General features: G+C 44.7%; 21 protein-coding genes and 1 rRNA gene. 6 read left to right on the forward strand and 16 right to left on the reverse strand.

Features of this window, described 5'->3' with window-relative positions; all coding sequences use genetic code 11:
• The first annotated feature begins 36 nt into the window (after window positions 1-36).
• Window positions 37-396 (forward strand): hypothetical protein, encoded by a 360-nt coding sequence (locus tag EKG39_RS16350; RefSeq protein ID WP_126507049.1) that lies wholly within the window; start codon window positions 37-39, stop codon window positions 394-396.
• An 11-nt stretch (window positions 397-407) separates the two neighbouring features.
• Window positions 408-593 (forward strand): DUF2970 domain-containing protein, encoded by a 186-nt coding sequence (locus EKG39_RS16355; RefSeq protein ID WP_126507050.1) that lies wholly within the window; start codon window positions 408-410, stop codon window positions 591-593.
• A 66-nt stretch (window positions 594-659) separates the two neighbouring features.
• Here EKG39_RS16355 and EKG39_RS16360 read toward each other — a convergent pair whose 3' ends face one another.
• From EKG39_RS16360 to EKG39_RS16400, 9 genes are all read right to left on the reverse strand, one after another.
• Complete coding sequence (locus EKG39_RS16360) at window positions 660-1,499, reverse strand: Dam family site-specific DNA-(adenine-N6)-methyltransferase (protein ID WP_126507051.1); 840 nt, start codon at window positions 1,497-1,499, stop codon at window positions 660-662.
• Between the two features lie 52 nt (window positions 1,500-1,551).
• Window positions 1,552-2,997: an AAA family ATPase gene (locus tag EKG39_RS16365; protein WP_126507052.1), complete on the reverse strand. Its 1,446-nt coding sequence runs from the start codon at window positions 2,995-2,997 to the stop codon at window positions 1,552-1,554.
• 17 nt (window positions 2,998-3,014) lie between these two features.
• Complete coding sequence (aroB, locus tag EKG39_RS16370; protein WP_126507053.1) at window positions 3,015-4,091, reverse strand: 3-dehydroquinate synthase; 1,077 nt, start codon at window positions 4,089-4,091, stop codon at window positions 3,015-3,017.
• A gap of 8 nt (window positions 4,092-4,099) precedes the next feature.
• The gene (gene aroK / locus EKG39_RS16375; protein ID WP_126507054.1) at window positions 4,100-4,615 is read right to left on the reverse strand and encodes a shikimate kinase AroK; all 516 of its coding nucleotides are present in this window, start codon (window positions 4,613-4,615) and stop codon (window positions 4,100-4,102) included.
• A 218-nt stretch (window positions 4,616-4,833) separates the two neighbouring features.
• Window positions 4,834-6,882: a type IV pilus secretin PilQ gene (locus EKG39_RS16380; protein ID WP_126507055.1), complete on the reverse strand. Its 2,049-nt coding sequence runs from the start codon at window positions 6,880-6,882 to the stop codon at window positions 4,834-4,836.
• A 21-nt stretch (window positions 6,883-6,903) separates the two neighbouring features.
• Window positions 6,904-7,419 (reverse strand): pilus assembly protein PilP, encoded by a 516-nt coding sequence (locus tag EKG39_RS16385; RefSeq protein WP_126507056.1) that lies wholly within the window; start codon window positions 7,417-7,419, stop codon window positions 6,904-6,906.
• A 2-nt stretch (window positions 7,420-7,421) separates the two neighbouring features.
• Complete coding sequence (locus EKG39_RS16390; protein ID WP_126507057.1) at window positions 7,422-8,042, reverse strand: type IV pilus inner membrane component PilO; 621 nt, start codon at window positions 8,040-8,042, stop codon at window positions 7,422-7,424.
• Window positions 8,039-8,617: a PilN domain-containing protein gene (locus tag EKG39_RS16395; protein ID WP_126507058.1), complete on the reverse strand. Its 579-nt coding sequence runs from the start codon at window positions 8,615-8,617 to the stop codon at window positions 8,039-8,041. The genes EKG39_RS16390 and EKG39_RS16395 overlap by 4 nt, the downstream gene beginning before the upstream one ends.
• The gene (locus tag EKG39_RS16400) at window positions 8,605-9,684 is read right to left on the reverse strand and encodes a pilus assembly protein PilM (RefSeq protein ID WP_126507059.1); all 1,080 of its coding nucleotides are present in this window, start codon (window positions 9,682-9,684) and stop codon (window positions 8,605-8,607) included. The genes EKG39_RS16395 and EKG39_RS16400 overlap by 13 nt, the downstream gene beginning before the upstream one ends.
• Window positions 9,685-9,871: 187 nt before the next feature.
• Between EKG39_RS16400 and EKG39_RS16405 the strand changes: the two genes are divergently transcribed.
• Complete coding sequence (locus EKG39_RS16405; protein WP_126507060.1) at window positions 9,872-12,403, forward strand: penicillin-binding protein 1A; 2,532 nt, start codon at window positions 9,872-9,874, stop codon at window positions 12,401-12,403.
• Between the two features lie 146 nt (window positions 12,404-12,549).
• Here the strand turns inward: EKG39_RS16405 and argH are convergent, their stop codons facing one another.
• The 5 genes from argH to argC all read right to left on the reverse strand — a co-directional run bounded on the left by argH (window position 12,550) and on the right by argC (window position 18,159).
• Complete coding sequence (gene argH, locus EKG39_RS16410; RefSeq protein WP_126507061.1) at window positions 12,550-13,923, reverse strand: argininosuccinate lyase; 1,374 nt, start codon at window positions 13,921-13,923, stop codon at window positions 12,550-12,552.
• Window positions 13,924-14,046: 123 nt separating this feature from the next.
• Complete coding sequence (locus tag EKG39_RS16415) at window positions 14,047-15,270, reverse strand: argininosuccinate synthase (RefSeq protein WP_126507062.1); 1,224 nt, start codon at window positions 15,268-15,270, stop codon at window positions 14,047-14,049.
• A 70-nt stretch (window positions 15,271-15,340) separates the two neighbouring features.
• Window positions 15,341-16,249 carry an ornithine carbamoyltransferase gene (locus EKG39_RS16420; protein WP_126507063.1) on the reverse strand — a complete coding sequence of 303 codons (909 nt, stop codon included), beginning with the start codon at window positions 16,247-16,249 and terminating at the stop codon, window positions 15,341-15,343.
• Between the two features lie 115 nt (window positions 16,250-16,364).
• Complete coding sequence (gene argB, locus EKG39_RS16425; protein ID WP_126507064.1) at window positions 16,365-17,150, reverse strand: acetylglutamate kinase; 786 nt, start codon at window positions 17,148-17,150, stop codon at window positions 16,365-16,367.
• Window positions 17,151-17,178: 28 nt separating this feature from the next.
• Window positions 17,179-18,159: an N-acetyl-gamma-glutamyl-phosphate reductase gene (gene argC, locus EKG39_RS16430; RefSeq protein ID WP_126507065.1), complete on the reverse strand. Its 981-nt coding sequence runs from the start codon at window positions 18,157-18,159 to the stop codon at window positions 17,179-17,181.
• A 264-nt stretch (window positions 18,160-18,423) separates the two neighbouring features.
• Between argC and argE the strand changes: the two genes are divergently transcribed.
• The 3 genes from argE (at window position 18,424) to EKG39_RS16445 (ending at window position 22,933) form a co-directional block, all read left to right on the forward strand.
• Window positions 18,424-19,575 (forward strand): acetylornithine deacetylase, encoded by a 1,152-nt coding sequence (gene argE, locus EKG39_RS16435; protein ID WP_126507066.1) that lies wholly within the window; start codon window positions 18,424-18,426, stop codon window positions 19,573-19,575.
• A gap of 179 nt (window positions 19,576-19,754) precedes the next feature.
• Window positions 19,755-22,391: a phosphoenolpyruvate carboxylase gene (gene ppc / locus EKG39_RS16440; protein ID WP_126507067.1), complete on the forward strand. Its 2,637-nt coding sequence runs from the start codon at window positions 19,755-19,757 to the stop codon at window positions 22,389-22,391.
• Complete coding sequence (locus EKG39_RS16445; protein ID WP_126507068.1) at window positions 22,391-22,933, forward strand: YceB family lipoprotein; 543 nt, start codon at window positions 22,391-22,393, stop codon at window positions 22,931-22,933. The genes ppc and EKG39_RS16445 overlap by 1 nt, the downstream gene beginning before the upstream one ends.
• Before the next feature lie 81 nt (window positions 22,934-23,014).
• Here EKG39_RS16445 and EKG39_RS16450 read toward each other — a convergent pair whose 3' ends face one another.
• A complete protein-coding gene (locus EKG39_RS16450; RefSeq protein ID WP_126507069.1) occupies window positions 23,015-24,289 on the reverse strand; it encodes a CinA family nicotinamide mononucleotide deamidase-related protein in 1,275 nt (424 codons plus the stop codon).
• A gap of 528 nt (window positions 24,290-24,817) precedes the next feature.
• A 5S ribosomal RNA gene (gene rrf, locus EKG39_RS16455) occupies window positions 24,818-24,931 on the reverse strand; the annotation flags it as partial.

A 24,931-nucleotide genomic window follows, 5' to 3' on the forward strand; every position in this document is an offset into this window, starting at 1 on the left:
AAGTCGACCTGCGAGGGAGGTTTGATAAAGGAAGATATGATGAACAAAAGGATAAAACTCACAGCAAGCATGAAGTCTGCTGCTTTTATTGCCACTTCAGCAAGCGTTATTGCCGTGACAGCGATGAGTTTTCAGAGCATTACCTCTGCCAATGCTCTATCTGCCTGCGCATGCAGCACAACTTCTGAATCCAGCTACAACTCCTCCCTTCCTGCGAGTCATCCCAGCAATCGATGTGCACGCCAATCGGAAGACCTCAACTGGACAAACTGGTTTGCGGGTAAGAGTCGCTCGAATCAGCTTCATTTTGTTGACCTGCTCGAACTGCTTCATGGACATAGCGACGGTCCACTGGACGATGTTACCCCGGCAAACAGCCAGCAAAATCGCTTCTAGAATTAAGGGTTATGTTGCGAAAGGTTTGGGACTTGTTGATCAGTACTCTGGCCGCTTTCTTCGGCGTCCAGAGTGAGCAAAACAGAAAACGGGATTTCCAAACAAACTCCCCCCTCCCATTTATCATTATGGGGATAGTGCTCGCGATAGCCTTAGTATTCACGTTACTGTTTATCGTTAGAAAAGTGCTGGGCTAAAAAAGCAGTCCCATTCTCATAGCACTGCAGCCTTTCATCGAAAAATACACCAATGGCACCTTGTCGCTAATCGTTTTCACTATGATAGCGGTCATCATACAGAGCCATTAACTCATCGACTTTCTTACGCGCACTGCCTTTTTGGCTGATATTTCTCTGCACCTGAATCGTATCGAATCTAGCACCATGGTAAAGCTCCCTCGTCAGAGGTATATCATGGTTACTGATTAAAACAGGGAAGCCGCGCTCAATCGCTGTATGGCGAGACTTACGAGCAAGCAGGGCTTGATCGTCTAAGCTGAATCCGGCACCCACATAAGTCGTGAAGCTGGCTGTTGTAGAAAGAGGGGCGTATGGTGGGTCGCAGTATACAACATCACCGTCAGTCGTTAAGTCGAATGCTTTTTCATAACCTATACAGCGAAACTCAGCGCATTGAGCCTTCTCTGAAAAAAATCTGATCTCTTTTTCCGGGAAGTAAGGTTTCTTATAAGATCCAAATGGCACATTGAATCCGCCTTTACGGTTATATCTACACAAACCATTGAAACCATGACGGTTCATATATAAGAAATAGACCGAACGAAGAAACGGGTCGCGACTTAAGTTAAATTCGGCTCTGACTCTATAATACGCATCCTTTTCATTCATCTCAGGTACAAACATCGCTTTAGCCGCCGCAATATATCGCTCAGGCTCTGTCTGAACAATTTTATATAAATTGATCAGATCCTGATTGATATCACACAGAAGATAACTTGAGTAATTCGTATTTAGAAATACAGAACCCGCGCCAACGAAAGGCTCCACTAAGCGCTCCCCCTCAGGAAGATGCTCTGAGAGTGCTTCAATCAGTTTGAATTTCCCGCCAGCCCACTTAAGAAAGGCTCTCTGTTTTTTACTCATCTAAATTGATTGAATGCTAAGAAAAATGAAGTCACCGATTGTACTCTGTTTATTAAGGAATATCACGAGCGGGAAGGCTATCTTGCAGCTCATAATCAACTAAATCTTTCGATGAACGTACCCAGGGAGCATTCAACTGATATTTTTCCACTATATCCAGTGCTTTTTTATGTGCCAGACTCGAAGTAGGGAACTGGCCAAGTAAAACAACCCACCTCTGCTTGTACCTGGCGACCTTAATACCCGTCTCACCTTGTAACTGATTGAGTATGTTATAGAGAGACTTTACTTTACTAACACTTGCCAGCTGCAAGGTATAGCCCGTAGACAATGCCTCACTATTGAGCTGTCCGGTTACCTTAGACTCAAGCTCCTTCTCATCTTGCCTGTCCTCGACAATTGACGAAGACAGTTGAGTCGACTCTATATCATCCAGTCCCTTAAAGACCTCTACTGAAGGCTCCTCATCACCGGTGTCCGTTACCGAATCGGCTTCCGCAGGATTTAGGGTGCTATCAGCTGAAACTACTGAGACATCAGGTTGTTGCACTACTTGTTCATCATCGTTCTCTGCTGATAATGCGCTATCCTCTTCGCTCTCAACTACTGGCAAGGCTTGATGCAGGATAAAATAACCGGCCATTAACCGCTCGCCATATTGATAGAGCATCGAAGAACTTGGCTCTACTTCAAATACCGTTTTTTCCGGCCCAGCAAGCACCTCCTCCCTCTCTTCTGAGGGTAGAAGCAGATAACCTATGACTAAGCATAAAAAAATCAGCATCCCCGCGATTGCCATTTTGTGCCATTGACGTGATGCGGGAATTTCCGGCTCACCATGTAACGCCAACTCCAGAAGATTTACGACCTCTTGTGGGCTGCCGGACTGCTTTAGCAATTGCTCTTTGACGATCTCTCTAGGAGTAAAAGGGATCTGTTCACTTCGACTCAACAAGGTGTAGTAGAGCGCCTCCCGCTCTTGGGATATGAGAGGTTCGATATTGATAGATAATAGAATTTCCTGCTGTTGCTCAGGTAATTGAGTAAGCAGGTCTTCAAAAAAGTCAGCCGTAGTCGTTAATGCCACCGAGAGTGACTTACCGGGGATTGATAGCTGACTGAGCACAATACACTCAGCAATGATCTCCATAGGAAGGTAGTGAGCGTCATCGAGTACAATACAAGAAGCCTGAGGCAAAGCCCCCGAAAGCCTTAATAGAGTTTCAGGCAGAGGGATCTCATCATCGAAAACAGGTTCTGACAGTAGCTGAACTAATATTTTTCTACGTATTTCACTGCAATCACTATGCTTTGGACATGTGACCAGCGCAGAACTAAATTCATCCAGCTCATTCAGAAGGGAAGTGACAAGAGTCGTTTTACCGGAACCATAGGCTCCAGTGACCACCAGCAACTGTTGTCCATAGAGACTGACGTGCTGTAGTCGTTGCAGTAAGGTTTCTTGACTTGGTAATAAAATTGAGTCTTTAAGTGTCACTCATGCACCACACAAAACTATGCGCAGCGAATAACAGTTTCCAGTAGTTCATCGCTCACCTCACAGTAGATCCCAGCCTGACCTATCGCTTCAGGAAGAACTAATCTGAGTTGACCTTTAAGTACCTTCTTATCTCGCCGCATATGCCTAATGAAATCTTCAAAATCCATTGATTCAGGAGGAGAAACCGGCAAGTCGAATGCTTGGAATAATTTGATTATCCGACAAACAATTGACTCATCAATTAGATCCATCCCAGATGCAGTATTAGCAGCAAGTACTGTGCCAGCCGCAACGGCCTCACCATGCAACCAAACACCATAACCCATCTCGGCTTCTATCGCGTGCCCGAAAGTATGACCCAGATTAAGAAGCGCACGCACCCCTTGCTCCGTTTCATCTTGAGCAACAACGTCGGCTTTTATTTCGCAGCAACGCCCGATAGCGTAGGTCAAGGCTTGAGTATCCAATGACTTCAACTGCTCGATATTATCTTCCAACCATTCAAAAAACTCAGCATCCCAGATTATCCCATACTTGATGACCTCGGCCATCCCGGCAGAAAACTCTCTTGGGGGAAGTGTATTTAAACAATCGGTATCGATCATCACCATCTTAGGCTGGTAAAACGCGCCTATCATGTTTTTACCGAGGGGATGATTTACAGCAGTTTTACCACCAACAGATGAGTCAACTTGAGCCAGTAACGTGGTTGGCACCTGGATAAAGTCGATTCCTCTCTGGTAACTTGCAGCGGCAAAGCCCGTCATATCACCGATAACACCACCACCTAAGGCAATAAGAACGGTATCTCTGCCCAGGTTTTGTTGCAACAGTGAGGTGAAGATACTATCCATCTGTTCAAGGGTCTTGTATTGCTCTCCATCGGGTAAAATGACGGGGGCAACACATTTGAATGAGGATAATGCTGTTTGCAGCTTCTCAAGGTAAAGAGGCGCTATCGTCTCATTAGTGACAATAAGGATATTTTTATCTTGGAGGTAGCGAGCAAAATGCTCGCCACAACTCGTCAAATTCTGGCTAAAAATTATTGGATAGCTTCGCACACCTAAATCAACCTGAATTTGCTTCATCTTCCTACCTAGAAACCTAGCTGTTCAATAATTTGATTTGCAACCACTTTGGCGCTTTGCTCATCAGTCTTTACGATGACATCTGCAATCTCTTCGTACAAAGGATTACGAATCGCAGCAAGATTTTCCAAAACTTCTCTTGGATCGTCTACCTGCAATAATGGGCGGCGCTTATCTCGTTGAGTACGAGCAACCTGTTTATCGATTGTTGTTTCTAGATATACGACAATTCCACGAGCAGAGAGGTTATTACGAATCTCTTTACTCTGAATAGAACCACCGCCTGTCGCTAAAACAATACCTTGTTTTTCAGTTAAATCAGCGACTACTTGTGTTTCACGAACGCGGAAACCTTCTTCGCCTTCGACATCAAAAACCCACGCTATATCCGCACCAGTGCGGCTTTCAATTTCTTGATCGGAATCGTGGAACTCTAGGTGCAGCATCTGCGCCAGATGACGCCCAATAGTGCTTTTACCAGCCCCCATAGGGCCTACGAGGAAAATATTACGTTTCTCAGCCATTGCTTTTACGTCTGAATCTTATATGAAGTTTGCCGACGCCGGTTCGAAAAATAGAACCGACCTTAAATGTTACCTTGCTCTAATGAGACTTGACCAGTGATTATCTCAGTTAAACACCATTAAAGGCAAGTAGTGATGCTCACATTCTGTAAAATTAGTCTTTTGGATAGAAAAAGCCAGCGCTATAAGCACTGGCCTTCTCATCAAATATTAATTCTTTAGAGGTCTTCAGAAATAATTTTTGGAGTCACGAAAATTAATAACTCCTGTCTATTATTCTCATCCGTTGTACTCCTGAACAGGAAGCCGACAAAGGGGATATCTCCCAAGACAGGAACTTTACTCACTCGGTTAATCAATTGCTGCTGATAGATACCACCAAGCACAATAGTTTCACCATGATCGACCAGAACCTGAGTTCCAATTCGTTGAGTATCGATAGAAACCGCTGAGCCTAAAGGTGTTGAAACGACTTTACCTTGAGAATCCTGAGTAATTTCCAGATCCAGTATCACCCTATTATCCGGTGTGATTTGAGGTGTTACACGCAGTGACAACACAGCCTTCTTAAAGCTAACCGTAGCGGCACCACTCGAGCTTGCCTCCAGGTAGGGGATCTCAACACCCTGTTCAATATAAGCAGCTTTTTGATTAGAGGTCATGATGCGGGGGCTGGCAATGATCTCCCCCTTATCTTCCTTCTCTAACGCACTCAGCTCCATATCGAGAACCGTTCCATCGGCCAGCTTAGCCACGTGGAATGCAACTCTCGCAGAGCCGGTAGATGCCGGCAAATTCACATTCAACCGGTCAACAAGAGCAGGAACTATGCCGTTTGAAATACTCTCAGCTCCCTCCAGACTTCCGGAAGTACCTTTATCGCCCTGCTGATCTGTTACTCCCCACCTGATACCAAGTTCCTCAGAGACATCATCTTTTACTGTCACCATGCGAGACTCGATGAGCACCTGTCGAATTGGAATATCCAGGACCTCAATTAATCGATGAACATTTTCTAATGTATCTTCGGTGTCTTTTACCAATAGTGTATTGGTACGTTCATCGACCGCTACGCTACCACGGGTCGACAACAGGCTGGAATCGTCACTCTTTAATAGCTCCGCAATATCAGTCGCCTTGGCATAATTTATCTGTAAGTATTCAGAATATAGCGGTGCAAGCTCTTTAACTTCCTGCAAATTCTTTAATTGCTGACTCTCGCGAATTGCTAACTCCTCACTGGGAGCGATCATCAGGATATTCCCCTCAATGCGCTTATCAAGCCCCTTCGTCTGCAAGATAAGATCCAGAGCCTGATCCCAGGGAACATCATCTAAACGTAAAGTAATATCACCTTCGACCGTATCACTGGTCACTAAGTTAAAATCGTTATAATCGGCAATGATCTGAAGAACAGTTCTAACTGAGATACTTTGAAAGTTCAGCGATAAAGAGCGCCCATCATATTTTTTCTCTTTTTTGACGACATTGACTCGCTCAACCTCAGTCACACTTAACCGAAACAGGCTTCCCTCTTGTTTATAGTTAAACTCATAGTTTCCGGCGATATCGATAAGCACACGGGTGGTCAACTCATCCTTAAAGGTCTCAAAGCTTCTCACAGGCGTGGCAAAGTCCTGAACATCCATCACATAGAGCAACTCTGAAGCAATTTCAGTGTTATACAGCTTCAATTCAAGCTTAGCTCCCACCTGCTCAACATTCGCTGCCACAGAACTATTGTTCAGCTTAACCAACAGTTCGCCCCCACCTTCAGAGGTTCTTCTAAAATCGATATTATCAACAGCATTGATAAATGGGTTTGTTTCTTTTGTGGCGCTATTCGCCACCTCGTCATTAATAGTCAGACTATAAACATTACCGGCAAGTTTACCTTGATAAGCTTTAACCTTATCCAGTGTAACCACAACCTGCATAACACTGTTATCCTGCTTAACCTCAATAGTCTCGACCCCAACAGTATTAATTGGCAGAGACTCTTTTTCTAAGCCTGATACGCTATCATTAAAGCCAAGAATAATTTCAGCTGGGGATGCATTTAGCTCTATTTCTGGCTCTATGATTTCATTTTCAAAAATCAATTGAAGCTCTAACTGATGGTCAACGATAGAGTGGTACTTTACATCCACCAGGCGATTCGCAGCCATCGCATACGATGTTCCTGCAGAAATTAGCGCTAAACTAACAACGACTCTAAAAAGAGCTGACATATTAAAAAAGTTTTTATTCGCGGCAGAAGATTCCATTATTCCCTCATCCTTCGCTTGTTATTTCCCAGTTAGTTCTATGTTGCTGAGTCTTTCCGTCCAGCAACCAGAACCATCTGGAATTAATTCAATTATTTCGACTGTTTGTGGTGTAACTTTAGCAATTCTTCCATGATATAGCCCCAAGTATTCTCCAATACCTAAACGATAAACACTACCATCATTCGTTTCTACTAAGGCCCAGATGCTCTCAACTTCACTTAATGTCCCACGCATCTTTAAGTTATCCAGGGCATAAGTTTCTAAACGCCCTTTACGTCTCTTAAGATCGGGTTGTAAACAGTCCTTTGTGGTATCTATTATCTCCTCCGTTAATTCCCGTGAAGGAGGAACGAAGGGGCTACGCATTAAATCGGCTTGATACTCAAAATGTTCAAATTTAGGTGGTACTTTCAATGGTGGAATATGTGCCACATGTTGCGCCTTCGTCGTAGTAACAAATAGCTCTAAATCACTTCGATCGCCAACACAGCCTACCAAAAAAAAGCTAAAAACTAATAAAGGAAGAAGTTTCATTATTATTTCCCCTTCGCTTTTTTCAAGTCGGCAGGTAAATCTGTTCCCTCTTTAAAGCGATAGGTTTTTGCCAGTATCTCCATCCCTAAGCCGCCGGTATCAGACTTCTTAATAACGAAATCATGTAGGCTCACAATCCGCGGTAACTTAGCCACACCACTGACTAACTGACCGAGTTCATGATATTCACCGCTTACAGTCATGCTGATGGGAAATTCATAATAGAAATCTCTTGGGATCACTTCCCGCCAATCCAAACTCTCAATCTTTAACCCTGAGTCTGTAGCTACAAAGGTTAAATCATCGAGTAAACCCGGCATTTCGTTCTTAGATGGCAGCATCTTAAGTAGTTCGGCAAACTGAACTTCCATTGCAGCTAACTGTTCACGATAGAGCTTCAGGTTAGCCGCGAGCCGGTATTTAGACTTAAAGTCATCTCTTAATGTGACTTCTTTTTGTTGCTCGAAGTTTAGCGTATCTATCGCATCGGAAATAAATAAAAAATAGCTGGCAACGAAGATACATACTGACAATATAGCAGCAAAAACAATTTTAACGAGTGGAGGCCAACCTCCAATATTTTCAAAATCGATATCGTTAAATTGACTCAGTTCAAGGTTCATTTACTCGCTCCCTGGTCTGAAGTATTTGCACTATCAGCTTCGCTGATCGTCACTTTCAAGCTAAATCGCTGTAACTGTCTCAATTCTTCGTTGTGAGCAACAATGGACTGCATATTAGGATCCAGCAGCCATTTAGATGTTTTCACCTTTCTCATCATGTTTGCCACATTATTATTAGACTCACTTCGCCCCTCTATCCACAACAAGCTACCTTTCTTTTCAATACTGGAAAGGTAAATTCCAGGTGGAACGATACGTACGAGCTCATCTAACACGTGGGTAGGTAAATTTCTGGATTGCTGCAAATTTAAAATAATTTCAGTACGACGCTCAATATCTTTCTTCCGTGTTCGTATTTGCTTTATTTCGGCGATCTGTTTTTCCAGAAGCTGAATCTCACTCTGCAGATAGGCATTTCTCGACCTTTGATTATCCGTCATCATGTCAATTACACTTAATGAAAGAAAAATAATCAGTGAAGATCCAAGAAAAACTAACGCTAATATACCAATATAATCTCTCTTTTGCTTTTCTCTCGCTTCTTCGCGCCAGGGTAAAAGATTTATGTTCGCCATTGAGAGTAACTCCTCAGCGCTAGACCACAGGCAACCATATATTTGCCAATATCCGGTTGCAGTTGGCTTTTCACTTTATCATCGGCATGTAGGCATCCCTGAAATGGATCCGCTATGATGGTGTGAACACCTAACTCATTCGTTAATAAATTTGCCATCCCTTCAAGCTTAGATGTGCCACCACACAAGATAATATGGTCGACTTTATCCTTACCGCTGGAAGTACAATATATCTGTAATGTTCTCTTGATCTGCTGTAATAGCTGAGTTTGGAAAGGAGATAAAACCTCAAACATGTAATTTCGCGGCAAATCACCTTCCAATTTGGCTTTTTCGGCTTGTTCGTGTGACATCCCGTAAAAAGAGAGAATCGATTGAGTAAACTGCTCTCCACCAAAAGCCTGCTCACGCACAAAGCTTGTTTCACCATCTTCGACGACAGCAAATGTGGTTATATTTGCACCGATGTCGACTAAGGCAACAACCTTGCCTTCGGCTCCCTCAGGTAATTGAGCGGCGACAACCTCATAGGCTCTTCCCAATGCATAACCTTCTATGTCGACGACCTTACTTTCAAGATTTATATCATCGAGGGCATCGACCCGGGCATCGATATTCTCTGTCCGACACGCGCTGAGCAGAACATCGACCTTAGTCGGGTCCGTACTATTCACATTTAAGGTTTCAAAATCGATACTGACTTCATCGAGCGAATACGGAATAAGATTATCAGCCTCGATTTCAATCTGGCTCTCCATCTCCTCTTCACTGAGGGATGCATCCATATAGATGACCTTTGTCATAACGGCAGAACCGGAAACTGCAACTGAAGCAAATTTAGCGCTCTTGGGAAGTATGCGTTTAACCTGCTTTAAAGACTCAACGACCGCATCAACATCTCGGATCTCGTGATCATTAACGGCCCCCTTTTTCACGGGCACCGCAGCATGACTTACAATTTTATAACCATCAGCCGTCTGACTCAGCAGTATTGCCTTTATCTCGTGAGAACCGATATCGATTCCAACCATCTGCGGAGCCTGACGCTTCCATAATTTTGAAAGCATAGTCCATCGTCACTTTTTTGTTATTGTTTCAAGAATTAGATTAGCACAAAATCAACTCGTTATAGATATTTGTACAGAATGTTTCTTGCTTTTACAATTGCCATTTTTTTGACAACCTTTTTTAACTTCACCAATGCTCAAGCACCTTATATACTATTGGCCTTGCAAAAAATTTTGGAATATTTCGGTGAAGTGGTTAAAACGTATTATTATTGCTCTATTCAGCCTAGCTCTTTTAGGCGTTGGCGCCATTGCTGCAGCCTATTTTTATGTGTTGCCGGAACTCCCTGACGTAAACACGTTAAAAACGGTAAAACTTCAAACCCCACTACGCATATACAGTAGTGACGGCAAGCTGATCTCTCAATTTGGCGAAAAGAGAAGAATTCCTGTTGAGTTTAAAAATGTCCCCCCGCTTCTTATCGATGCTGTTTTAGATACGGAAGATGCCAGATTTTTCGAGCACCACGGTATTGACCCGATAGGCATCACTCGTGCAGCATTCATACTTTTAACCACAGGTAAAAAGAGCCAAGGGGCGAGCACCATTACCCAGCAGGTGGCTCGAGGCTTCTTCCTTTCCAATGAAAAAACCTATATTCGAAAAATCAAAGAGATATTTCTGGCAATAAAAATTGAAAAGGCATTATCTAAAGAGGAAATTTTAGAGCTGTACCTCAATCGTTCTTTCCTCGGTAATCGTGCTTATGGCGTCGGTGCAGCCGCACAGGTCTACTATGGTAAAGAGTTAGATCAGTTAACCCTACCAGAAATGGCAATGATAGCAGGCCTGCCTCAGGCTCCCTCGGCGGCCAATCCGATTCGCAATTCAGCAAGAGCGATGAATCGTCGAAATTGGGTATTGAGTCGCATGTTAGAAAAACAAAACATCACTCAAACTCAGTACTCAGAAGCGACTCAAGCTCCCATAACTGCAAAATATCACGGCGCAGAAATCAATCTCTATGCACCCTATATATCGGAGATGGCAAGAGACTACTTAGTCGATAAATTTGGCGAAGAGGAAGCTTATACCGGTGGTTACAACATCTACACCAGCATTGACTCCACGCTTCAGCTAGAGGCTCAACAGGCGCTGAGAAACAATGTCTATGCCTATGATGAACGACATGGCTACCGCGGCCCTAAAGCCGTGCTTTGGACTGATACACCACTAAATAATCAAGATATTATTGCCCGTCTAAAACAGACCAAAGCATTCCAAGGTCTAGAGCCCGCTGCCATCATAAGTATGGGTGAGCAAAGCGTTCAAGTGCTCACCTCCAAAGGTGAAACGTTGGAGATTGACTGGCAAGGACTGAAATGGGCGCGTAAGTTCATCTCTAATAAGCGTCAGGGAAAAGCCCCTAAAATGGCTTCAGAAGTGATCGCCGTCGGTGAACAGGTATGGATTCGCAATAATGGGGAATTTTGGCAATTGGCTCAAATTCCTGAAGTTGCCAGTGCAATAGTCTCCCTCGACCCTCATGACGGTGCTATACGTTCTCTGGTCGGTGGTTTTAGTTTCCATACCAGCCAATACAATCGCGTCACTCAGGCTAAACGCCAACTAGGTTCAAATATCAAACCCTTTATCTATACCGCGGCTATGGAGAAAGGCTATACCCTATCGACCTTAATCAACAATGCACCGATTAATAACGCCGATACCAGACAAGGTACAGCTTGGCGTCCTAAAAATTCACCAGACCGCTATACAGGGCCAACCAGATTACGTGTCGGGCTAGCACAATCTGTAAACGTAATGTCTGTCAGGACTATGCGGTATACCGGTCTGGATATGGCTATCGATTATTTAGTTAAATTTGGGTTCGATGCCGAAGATATCCCTAGAAACGAGTCAATCGCATTAGGCTCAAACTCAGTAACTCCACTTCAAGTCGTTACAGCATTTTCTACCTTTGCTAATGGTGGATATCGAGTCGAACCCTATTTTGTTGAACGCATTGAAGATTCTTACGGACAGGTCCTCGAACAATCGAATCCGACACTTGCCTGTAAGCCTGAACCTGAGCAGTTAGAAGCAGACAAAGATGATCCTTTTGCCTCTATGGCAGATGAGTTACAGCCTCCAATGGCTGAAGTAAAAGAGCAAAGTTGTGGTGGTAAAGACAGTCGATATGCACCTCAAATCATCTCTGAACAAACGGCATTCCTGATCACCGATGCATTAAAGAGTGTTATCTGGGGCGGCGGAAACTGGAGCAAAGGGACTGGCTGGAATGGTACGGCCTGGCGAGCAGCAAGAGTTGTAAAAAGACATGATATAGCCGGGAAGACGGGGACAACCAACGAATCCAGAGACACCTGGTTTAGTGGATTTAACCCCAAGCTTGCCACAACGGTTTGGGTAGGCTTCGATGATCATAGTAAGGAGCTTGGCAGAACCAGCTGGAATGCGAATGCCGCAAAAGATCAAATTTCTGCTGCAGAGGCTGGAGCAAAGACCGCTGGACCCGGATGGAATGAGTTCATGAAAAATGCTCTGTCCGGTACTCCTGAAGTTCCGACGACTCCGCCGGAAGGTATCGTCTCTGTAAGAATAGATCTGGCAACCGGAAAGTTAAGTCGCAAAACAGATTACACCAGCAGGTTTGAGTATTTTATATCTGGCACAGAACCTAAAGAATTCGCAACTGAAGCTGAAGAGGTGAATGACATTTTCATCGAAGACTCCACTGAGGAACTGTTCCAGTAGAGTTAGCAAGCGACCAGTTTCAGCCAAGCTTATAAAAATAAAAGCGCGATAGAGTAAAATCTCCATCGCGCTTTTTATTAACTCAAAAAAATTAACGACTTATTTTTGACAGTCAGACTTAATTTAATTGTATATTTTTTTAACTTCTACTCTGCTGCGGCTAATTTTGTTGCCAATGCGGCTCTAACCTGAGGCAAAGCCGTTCCGCCTAGTGCTTCTCGCTTCTCAAGACATGATTCAATTGTCAGACAGTCGTACACATCACTTGTGATAATATCTGCAAATGATTGCAGCTCTTTCAACTCAAAGTCCTCTAAAGGTTTCTTCTGCGCTATCGCTTTAACAACAACTTCACCGACGACATGGTGCGCTTCTCTAAAAGGCATACCTTTGGCAACAAGATAATCGGCAAGTTCGGTAGAATTGGCATAGCCCTGCTGCGCCGCACTTAGCGTATTGTCACGATTAACCTTTAAGCCACTGAGAACTAATGCGGCCATTTCGAGGCAGATAGCCCAGCTATCCATCACATCAAACAAGCCCTCTTTGTCTTCCTGCATGTCTTTGTTATAGGCTAAAGGCAATGCCTTCATGGTGGTTAATATACCGATAAGGCTGCCATAAACCCGCCCAGTTTTACCACGGATCAACTCAAGAGCATCTGGATTTTTCTTTTGTGGCATGAGCGAAGATCCAGATGTAACTTCATCATCGAGATCGATGAAACCGGCTTCACCGCTGTTAAAGAAGATAAGATCTTCCGCCATACGACTTAGATGCATCATGCTAATTGAAGCATCACTGCAGATCTCAACCACATGGTCCCTGTCCGACACCGTATCTAAACTATTGAGTGTAGGCGACGCGAAACCTAAGGATTCCGCCAGCTTATATCTATCCATAGGGTATGCAGTACCAGCTAGTGCACCGGTTCCCAGAGGACAGGTATCAGCACGTTTAAGCGCATCTTCTAAACGACTGATATCACGCTCAAACATCTCTACATAGGCTAAACACCAATGCCCGAAAGCCACAGGTTGTGCACGCTGAAGATGTGTGTAACCAGGCATAACTGCGTCAAGTTCTCTTTCAGCAAGATCGAGTAGCGCCTGTCTTAAACCCTTTAATAATACCAGCTGTTGCAGACCCTCTTTCTTACACCAAAGCTTAAGATCGGTTGCCACTTGATCATTCCGGGAACGCCCTGTATGAAGCTTCTTTCCAAGATCTCCGACTTTAGCGATCAAAGAGAGCTCGACAAAACTGTGAATATCTTCGGCACCCGATGCCAGAATAAGCTCCGGCTTCTCTTCCACATCGGCCAATAGCTCTTTTAATGCCTGCTGTAATTGCTGACACTCACCTTCAGACAAAATTCCCACCTGGGTGATCGCACTAGCCCAAGCGATTGAGCCGACAATATCTTGCTCGACCAAGCGGTAATCAACTGGCAATGAGTCATTGAATAATTTAAATAGCGCGCTACTCTCCTGGCTAAATCTTCCACCCCATAATGCCATGCTGACTTCCTCTTTTTTATTAACTGAGAGTGAGGTTCTGGGCCCCACTCTTTAATAATGACTGAATTAATTCTTCTAAACAGTGAAGATTTTTAGTAACTGAAATATCGTTAAAACTAATACTTATTTAGCTTTTAATGCCCTGATACGGCTGGCTAAAGAGTAAAGACGAATGAAACCTTCGGCATCTTTCTGATCATAGACATCATCTTCACCAAATGTCGCGAACTCTTCTGAGTAGAGGCTATTGGCTGAACGCTTCTTCACCGCGTGAGCTTGACCCTTATAGAGTTTAATCACCACTTCACCATTGACCAGGTTAGCAAGAGGTGTTGATGCAGCGAGTAAGGACTCACATAATGGCGTAAACCAACGTCCATCATAAACAAGGTGAGCCATCTGGGCACCAATCTGCTCGCGCCACTCACGACTACTCTTATCTAACACCAACTCTTCGATGGCTCTTAATGCGGCAAACATAACTGTGCCACCTGGAGTTTCGTAACAGCCACGGGATTTCATTCCCACGAGTCTATTCTCGGTAATATCGATTCTGCCAACTCCATGGGCACCTGCGATATCATTTAATGCCATAAGCGCCGCGTAAGGAGAGAGCGATTCACCATTAACTTTAGTGATCTTGCCTTGCTCCAGCTCTAATGACACATACTCAGGTTCATTCGGTGCATCCTCAGGCGCGACTGTCATAGTCCAAACACCTTTAGTTGGCTCATTCCATGGGTCTTCCAGCTCACCACCTTCGTGGGAGATATGCCAGGCATTCGCGTCACGGCTATAGATCTTAGTTGCGGAGGCTGTTGTTTCAATATTACGCTCGGCAAGGTAGTCCAGCAGATCTTCACGGCTAACCATCTCCCACTCACGCCAAGGGGCGATCACCTTGAGATCTGGCGCAAGGGCTGCAAAGCAACCTTCGAAACGTACCTGATCGTTACCTTTTCCGGTACAGCCATGACATACGGCATCGGCGCCGACTTTACGTGCAACTTCAACTTGCGCCTTAGCGATAATCGGTCTGGCCATTGAGGTACCTAATAAATAGGTCCCTTCATAAATCGCGCCGGTAGCAATAGTCGGGTAGATATAATCTGCCACCAGCTCTTCTTTCAGATCTACGATGTAGCATTCAGATGCACCGGAATCGATGGCCTTCTCATGCAAACCTTCCAGCTCGGCATCACCTTGGCCCACATCGGCACAGAAGGCGATGATTTCACAGTTATCATAGGCCTCTTTCAACCAGGGAATAATCGCCGATGTATCTAAGCCTCCCGAATACGCCAGAACCACTTTCTTCACATCTGTTTTCTTTGTTTCAATAGTCATTTTTCTATCCTAATTCTTTCACTTGTCTTATCGAAAGCTTCAATAAGAGGTATATGGGCTATCTTGCCTGCTACTTAGCTAATAAAGTCACCAACACTGCATTTTGTGCATGCATGCGGTTTTCAGCCTGTTGCAAGATGAGTGAACCTTCGCCATCGACCACATCGGCAGTCACTTCAACACCACGGTATGCAGGCAGACAATGCATAAAGAAGTTAGCACCCGCTTTCGCCATCATCTCGGCATTAACTTGATATGGTTTAAATTTAGCCTCAATATCATCCAGGTTAGTATCGTCTCCCATAGAGATCCAAGTATCAGTATAGATAGCATCTTGCTGAGCAATATCTTCAATCTCCGAAGTGAGTATTAACTTCCCGCCATGCTGAGCCGCTAATGCTTGAGCTTCCACAACAACCTGACCGTCTGGGAACTGTCCCGGTGGACAGATAACTGTCATGGTTGCACCTAAAATAGCTGCCCCATACATGAGTGAATGCGTCACATTATTTCCATCACCCACGTATGCCAGTTTGACCTTGCTGACATCATCAAATTTCTCAGACAGAGTTAAGAAATCGGCTAATCCCTGACAAGGGTGATATAGATCGGATAAGGCGTTTATCACCGGCACGCTGCCGTGTTCTGCCAGCCCCTCAATCGTCGAATGCAGAAAGGTTCTCGCCACAATCGCATCGGCCCAACAGGAAATATTTGCAGCAAAATCTGATACGGGTTCCCGTTTACCTAGCGCGCCATTTTGCTGATCTAAATAGAGGCAATGACCTCCCAACTTATTAATACCGATATCAAAACTAACGCGGGTTCTTAAAGAGGGCTTCTCAAATAGCATAACCACACTCTTCCCATCCAGTGCATTACGGTATTCGGCCGGATTAGTCTTAATCTTCTTAGCCAGTGCCAACAAATCTTTGAGCTGATCCTGACTTAAGTCTTTTATCGAGAGTAGATGGTTCATTCGCTGTTCTCCTGCGGCTGGGTATGCTAACCAAGCCTTACACTATTATGTCTATAGGGTGGCGGTGCTTCATGACACTTGATTCACCATCCTAAACTTTGTCTTGAATCAGAGGCTAATCAGGCTGGATCTGTGTTCCGACCGCTTCGCCATTTGATAACGCAATCAATTGTTCCGCATGACGCCATGAAGCCACCTGTACCGGCTGTCCCATCGATTCAGCCACTTCCAATGCAGCCTCAACTTTAACTTTCATTCCTTTCTCGATAACACCGATATGAGTCAACTCTTCGACTTGGGCACGGTTTAAGCTATTAATTAATTGTCCCTTACCATCTAAAACACCCGATACATCTGAGAGTAGAACCAGCTTGCCATCGACAAGCTTGGCTAGCACTGTAGCCGCTTGATCGGCATTAACATTCAGTAACTGACCCGCGGCATCTATGGCAATAGAACTGACTATCGGCATCCATCCTTGAGATAGAATGAACTCAAGGTATGTTGCATTTTTCGGGCTGACCTCACCAACAAAACCTAAACGTGGATCCTTAACTTTAGCTGAAACCATATCGCCATCACCTAAGCTCATACCAACACAGGTTACACCCGCTTTTATTGCAGCTCCCTGAAGGATCTTATTGGATGTTCCGGCTAATGCTCCAACAATGACAGGGACCTGCTCCTTTGGAGTCACTCTCAAGCCATCCAGTTTCTCTGTAACCATGCCATTCGCAGTTAACTGCTCTTCTACCAAGCAACCTCCACCATGAACCATGATCAAGGGCTGTCCGTTAGCGATCATCTTTGCCGCCGTCTCCATCAGTCTGGCCATACCCATTTCGCATTGCATCAGGGCACCACCAACCTTTAGTACTAACGTGCTTTTATTTACTGACATAGTCGTTACTCTCTCGCGAAACTGAAAATTAATAATTAAAATGAATCTTTATGCATTGATGAGCTTGGCTTGCGGCCCCCTTCATCAAATTGTCAATTGCACTCGCGACAACGAGATAATTAGTCTCTGGATCGAACTTCCATCCCAGATGGCAGTTTGGAGTATTTACAACATCATCGATCTTAGGGAATTGATTTTGTTTAACAGTGATGAGTGAGGCACCATCATAGACAGAGTATGCGGCAGCGACATCCGCTTCTGTGGTACCAGGTTTTAGCTGCACCGTAATCGTCGCCAAAATTCCACGTTTAAAGTTTCCAAGATGAGGAGTAAATATGACCTCTTGTCCCAGCTGAGTTGCGATCTCAGGTTGATGCCTGTGACCCAACACACCATACGGGGTTAAACTCACCTCACAGAAACTGGTATGCAACTGAGCTTTTCTACCTGCACCGGTTACACCACTGACAGCATTAATCACCGGAAATGCATCAGTTAAAAATGACCCGATAGGTTTCAGTGCAGTTAGCGATGCAGTCGGATAACAGCCGGGAACAGCAATCATCTTACTGCTAGCGATTTGCTCACCGTTCCACTCCGCCAACCCGTAGACGGCATCGGAAAGAACTTCTTGATATTCATGATTAAAGCCATACCATTTAGGGTATTGCTTTACATCTGAAAAACGATACGCCCCACTAAGGTCAAATACAGCCAGCCCTTTTTGATAAAACCATGCAGCCAGGTGCAAACTCACAGCATGGTCGGTTGCAAGAACCACCGCATCGGCTTGCTCAACAATTAGCATTTTAGCTTCATCAGAGAGAGGAGAAAGAGAGAGTGAAATATGACTGTAGCTTGGGTATAAGTCAGACAAAGGCTTTCCTTTATCTAAACTATTTTCCGAAACGTACAATCCCTGAATCGTCAACTTTTCATCGGCATTAATGAGAGATGTAATTTGTGCGCCCGTGTATCCACTTGCGCCAATGATAGCAATACTTTTCATATTCTATGACTTCTTAATTTTGGTGCTATATTTTAAAGAAAAAAGAGGGGCACAACTTAAGCCCTGGTAGAAATACCAATTTGACAAGTTTATCGTCGCAGGAAGTCTGTACACATAACCTTTATGTTAATTTTTTGATATGAAATCATCATTTTTACTCTCAATAATAATCGCTGTAGTGTGGTGCTTGTCTTAGCTGTTTGATAGACTATCACAACAAACTAATTATGCAATATATTTGAATATATATTTTACGGATGATTTATGACTACACTCCCGGATCTTAAAAGCTGCTTTAGCCAACTTATTGCAACCCCTTCAATAAGTGCTCTCGAAGCCGATCAAGATATGAGCAACCAAGGTGTTATAGACTTATTGCATAACTGGTTTGATGATTTAGGCTTCCAATGTACGGTGCAGCCAGTGCCTAACTCGCGGAAGAAACATAACTTGGTTGCGAGCTTCGGCACAGGAAAAGGCGGCTTGTTACTTGCGGGACACACAGATACAGTGCCATTTGATGAGGGGCGTTGGAGCCAAGATCCATTCAAATTAACCGAAAAAGATAATCGTTGGTACGGGCTTGGCACGTGCGACATGAAGGGATTCTTTGCTTTGGTATTAGAAGCCATCAAAGATATGCCACTAGCGCAATTTAAGCGCCCATTACATATACTCGCCAGTGCCGATGAAGAGACAACCATGAATGGCGCCAAGGCATTTGCGGCAGCCAAATCGATCGCACCAGACTATGCAATAATCGGTGAACCCACCAGTTTGAAGCCTGTGTATATGCATAAGGGGCATTTGACTCAAGGTATCAGAGTTACAGGTAGAAGCGGACACTCCTCCGATCCGGCTAAAGGGCTTAATGCAATAGAGGTAATGCATCAAGTGATGGGGCAACTGCTTAAACTGAAGCAACACTTGGCCGATAATTACCGGGAGGAGGCCTTCAGTGTTCCTTACCCTACGATGAATTTCGGTCATATACATGGTGGCGATGCAGCTAATCGCATCTGTGGATGCTGCGATCTCCATATCGATATTCGACCACTACCGGGGCTGGCACTGGAAGAGCTTGAACAAATGGTCACCAATTACCTCGCACCAATCAATGAGCAGTATCCAGGCTGTATTAACGTTGCTCCTCTTTATCCGGGTTCTGAATCATTCGCTAACGATGCCAATGGTAGCTGGACTCATCTGGTTGCAGAATTGTCGGCAAACGCACCCGAAGTCGTGAATTATGCCACCGAAGCCCCCTATATATCTAAACTAGGTTGCCAAACACTCGTATTAGGACCAGGCAGCATAGAACAAGCTCATCAACCCGACGAATACCTCGATATAGCCTATATAGATAAAACAAAGGCCCTGTTAAAACAGCTTATCTATCATGCATGTATCAAATGATGTATGCGTAATTATCCCTTAAATAAATAAGCTATGCTTAACCATACTCTCAAAACATTGCACTCCGGCTGAGTGATATAGAGCACATAAGTTTACATTATCTGTGACTGCTGTATTGACCTCAGGCGCAGACGCTGGGTATTGTGGTTGATTAGCATTAATTCAGGTATGGAGCACGTATGGCAGATATGTATGCGTCTTTAAGGTCAAATGTGGGTACCTTAGGGCAAATTCTTGGTGAGACAATACGCACCAATTTAGACGATGCTTTTCTTGAAAAGATCGAGCAGATCCGTCAACTCGCAAAAAGTTCACGTCAGGGAGATGAAGCAGCCAGAGAGGAGATGCTCAAACTGCTCACAGCGCTGCCAGATAATGAGCTGGTTCCCTTCGCGAAAGCCTTTAACCAATTTCTCAATCTGGCGAATATCGCCGAACAGTTCCACACCATCAGCCGTAACTGCGACGAACTGGTCTGTGTTCCGGATCCGGTTGAACAGCTTTTGGGTCGGATATTGAGTAGCAATATCGATCAGGAGAAGATGCTCGATTGTCTGAATAATCTGGATATCGATCTGGTGCTAACCGCGCACCCGACAGAGATCTCTCGTCGAACTCTCATTCAAAAATATTCATCGGTGATCGATATTTTGGCGGCATTGGAAAATCCGCAACTTACCGAGCGAGAGAAGAAGCAACAGCACCTGCGCTTACGTCAATTGATTGCTCAGATTTGGCATACCAATGAGATCAGAAACGAAAGACCAACTCCTGTCGATGAGGCACGTTGGGGCCTTAGCACCATTGAAGTCTCTCTCTGGCAAGCTATCCCGGACTTTCTCAGACAACTCAACGAACAGGTAGAGGAACGCACTGGTAAACAACTGCCTACGGACATTGCACCGGTACGCTTCTCGAGCTGGATGGGAGGAGACCGTGATGGCAACCCTTTCGTAACGGCAAAAGTCACCCAGGAGGTACTCGACCGTAACCGTCATACCGCAGCTCGCCTCTATCTGAAAGATATTGTCGTACTCGTTAATGAACTCTCGGTGGAAGAGGCCAATGAGGAATTATTGGAATATACCAATAATAGTCTTGAGCCCTATAGAGATGTCCTTAAAGACCTAAGACTAAAATTACGAAACACCGTTGATTACTTAAATGAACGTCTGGAAGGTCATAAGCCCGAGGTAGATCTAAATTCGATTATTTGGCACGAAAGCGACCTTAAAGAGCCGCTGTTAATGCTATACAAGAGTCTGACCGATTCGGGTATGAGCCTAATTGCAAATGGACTCCTACTGGATATCTTACGCCGACTCGCCTGTTTTGGTATTCATATGCTGAAACTAGATATAAGACAAGATGCCGAGCGCCATAGCGATGTGATTGCGGAACTGACCCGCTACTTAGGCATGGGAGATTTCAATCATTGGGACGAGAGTGAAAAACAAGCATTCCTATTAAGAGAGCTTACGGGCAAACGCCCACTGATCCCATCGAATTGGCAGCCGAGCGATGATGTTGCTGAGGTTGTGAGCACATGTCGGCTTATCGCGACTCAGCCCTCACAAGCGCTGGGCTCCTATGTCATCTCAATGGCCAGCAAACCATCAGACGTTTTAGCTGTATTATTACTGCTAAAAGAGACGGGTTGTCCCCACCCGATGAGAGTGGTTCCACTATTTGAGACTCTCGACGATCTTAATAACGCATCTGGCTGCATGTCAGAACTGTTTGCTATTGATTGGTATCGCGGTTACACCAAGGGCCATCAGGAAGTGATGATTGGTTACTCTGATTCGGCAAAAGATGCCGGAGTGATGGCAGCCGCCTGGGCTCAATACCATGCTCAAGAAGAGCTGGTTGAGATAAGCAGAAAAGCAGAAGTTAAATTAACCTTATTTCATGGTCGCGGCGGTACTATTGGTCGTGGTGGAGGGCCTGCGCATGAGGCAATCCTTTCGCAGCCACCAAGCTCTGTCGATGGACGTATTCGTGTTACCGAACAAGGCGAAATGATCCGTTTTAAATTTGGCCTGCCTAAACTCGCAGTTCAAAGCCTTGCCCTTTATACATCAGCGGTAATGGAAGCCACTCTACTTCCCCCTCCGGCGCCTAAACCCGAGTGGCGAGCCTGTATGCAAAAACTGGCCGAAGAGTCTGTCGATGCCTACCGCTCCATAGTGAGAGACGAGCCGGATTTTGTCGCCTATTTTCGCGCAGCAACCCCAGAGGTAGAGCTGGGTAAATTGCCTTTAGGCAGCCGACCAGCTAAACGCAGGGTAGATGGAGGGATCGAAAGTCTACGTGCCATCCCTTGGATATTTGCATGGTCACAGAACCGCTTAATGTTACCCGCTTGGCTAGGCGCTGGCGAAGCATTGCAAGCCGCAAGCGATCGCGGAGAGATGGAACTACTACAGGAGATGGAACAAGATTGGCCTTTCTTCAAGACTCGTATATCTATGCTGGAGATGGTTTATGCTAAGGCCGAACCAAACCTAGCAAAATATTACGAAACGTGTCTGGTGCCTGAAAACCTCCACCACCTGGGCGCAGCGCTTCGAACTCGCCTGGCAACAGGTATCAAAGCAGTTTTAGAGCTAACCCAGTCTAATGCACTTATGGAACATACCCCCTGGAACCGGGAGTCGGTAACGCTTCGTAACCCCTACATCGATCCACTAAACTTTGTGCAAGCAGAGCTTCTGGCCCGTACCCGTAAAGAAGAGGAAGCGTCGACCAATGTGGAATTGGCGTTGATGCTAACCATTGCAGGTGTTGCTGCTGGCATGAGAAATACCGGTTGATGAAGATATTAAAATCCCTAATTCCACTTTTCACGCTGTTACTGACTGGATGTGTCAGTCAGTACAGCATTACCGAGAGTGAATTAGAAGGCTATCTATCTGATGAGATACATTTCGAAGTCAAAGAGGGTAATCAACTCTTTGGCATTGAGATGCGTATCAATAATATAGATGTAAAACTTGGGCATAAGCCGGACATCATGTCTGTTACCGCCGACAGTCTGGTCAAGGTAAGAAACCCATTATTGCCAATTAGCGCAGAGATGAAGACGACTTTCGAAGCCGAGCCCTGGTACGATGCCCAAAACCATAGTGTCTATTTAAGGCAGCTGAGGCTTATCGGTATTGAATCGAATCCAAAAGATATTGAGAAAGCGATCAAACAGGTTGCCCCCCAAATGATGAGCTTCTTAACCCATTTTCTGGAAACTCAACCTGTTTATGTACTCGATACTTCAGACTCAAATCAGGCATTAATTGCTGAGATGACCAAGAGAATAGAAGTTAAGCCGGGGAAACTTAAATTAATCTTTGATAAGTAACTGATAAACATCTGCTAAATAAGTGATGTTTAAATGCCATTAATGAGGTGATTCGTTAATGGCATTTTTAAACATTTTTGGTTACTTACTGAAACGAGAGAAAGAGGAGTAATCAACAATCACAGCATCACCTGACAACTCCCTCCGAAGCATGTCATAAGCAACTGCAGTACTTAACGCTCTAACAAGAGCACGCGACCGACCAGGCAACTTAACCATCTGACTGTACACACCTGACTTTGTAGCGAGTGCTATCGCCACAGTACCTACAGGCTTTTCCTCTGTTCCACCTTCAGGGCCAGCAATGCCACTTGTGGCGAGTGCATAGTCACTGTCGAGAATACCACGAGTACCTTTTGCCATCTCTTCTACTGTCGCTATTGATACTGCCCCATAATCATCCAGAGTCTGTGGATTAACACCAAGCACCTTAACCTTAGCTTCGTTGCTGTAAGTGACCAAACCGTGGTGAAGATAGCTAGAGCTTCCTGCAAACGCGACTAAACCACTGGTGATCATCCCGCCGGTACAAGATTCAGCGACACTTAAACTCAGACCGGAATTAACGAGTCGTTCATGAACCTCCTGGTCTAACGTCGTAACATCCTCCGCAACAACTCCATTTCCAAGTATTGCTTTAACTTCAGCTTCAATATTGGGTAGCGAATTGATAGCAGACCGGCCTCGCGCAAACAATTTAATTTCAATATAGGGCATATAAGAACGATAGCCTAGGGTGACGCCTTCCGGCAGTTGAATTACATCCAACTCATCGGCCAAAGACGACTCACCTCTGCCAAGGGTAAGCAGTTTTTTAACTGAAACAGGCTCAGACAGCGCGAACTGTTTCTCGACGAAAGGAATGAACTGCTCCTTTACCATACGCTTGAATTCAAATGGTACACCGGGTGTAAAAAACAACCACGCAAGATTAAGTTTGACGGCAAAGCCACAAGCAGTACCAACAGGGTTATCGATCATGACAGCCCCCTCGGGTAATAGTGCTTGCTTTAGATTGCTTTCGGCCATGACTCGGTTATTTCTGGCAAACCAAGCTTCTAATTTGATACGCCATTCACTGCTCTCTACCAAAGAAACCTCCATAGCTAACGCCATAGCCTCTGTAGAGAGATCATCACTCGTTGGCCCTAATCCGCCATTAACCATGATGATATCGGCTTGTGTGCTGCGCTCTTTGAATACAGCGACAAGATCATCAAGACGGTCACCAACGGTAATTCGTCGTTGACATTCAATGCCCTTCTCCATCAAGGTATTGGCAAACCAGGCAGCATTAGTATCAACGATCTGACCCGCTAACACCTCTTCACCAGTACAAATCATCTCGAGCTTCATTGAATATCCTTAAATCTGCATTTCACTATTTGAAGCTAAAATAAGTAACCCATGAATGAATAGCAACACTTACACCCTATTTAATTGATTCTAAATATGTTCATTCAAGAAGACAGCTCTAGGCACTAAGCTCAGAAAGTATACAAATCACTTAGTTCCTGATAACAATTACTGTCATACTATTTTGTCGAAGGCAGAACAAATTGGCGGAGAGTTATGCTTAGACTGCACAACTTTAAAGAGAAAGGATTTCAACACCTACTATAGACCCTAACCGCCATGGCTTTTCCTTGCCATCAAGGTATTTGTTAACCCTAAACATCGGATGGCGGAAATCCCCCTCTTTATGTAGGAGCGTGCTTCAGCCGCGATGCTTATATTACACATGAGCCATTCCCGGCTAAAGCCGGTCCTACACCTTCCCATGTTCAAGTGATAATTCTTGTAGCAAAGAGTCCACGCGAAAAACGAAAAAAGCCCGTTGCGTTAGCAACGGGCTTTTTCGACTCTCTTAAAGAGAAATTAGGCGCCTGGAAATGACCTACTCTCACATGGGGAGACCCCACACTACCATCGGCGCAATTGCGTTTCACTTCTGAGTTCGAGATGGGATCAGGTGGGACCACAATGCTATGGTTTCCA

The organism is Shewanella atlantica (genome assembly GCF_003966265.1).
Taxonomy (GTDB): Bacteria; Pseudomonadota; Gammaproteobacteria; order Enterobacterales; family Shewanellaceae; genus Shewanella; species Shewanella atlantica.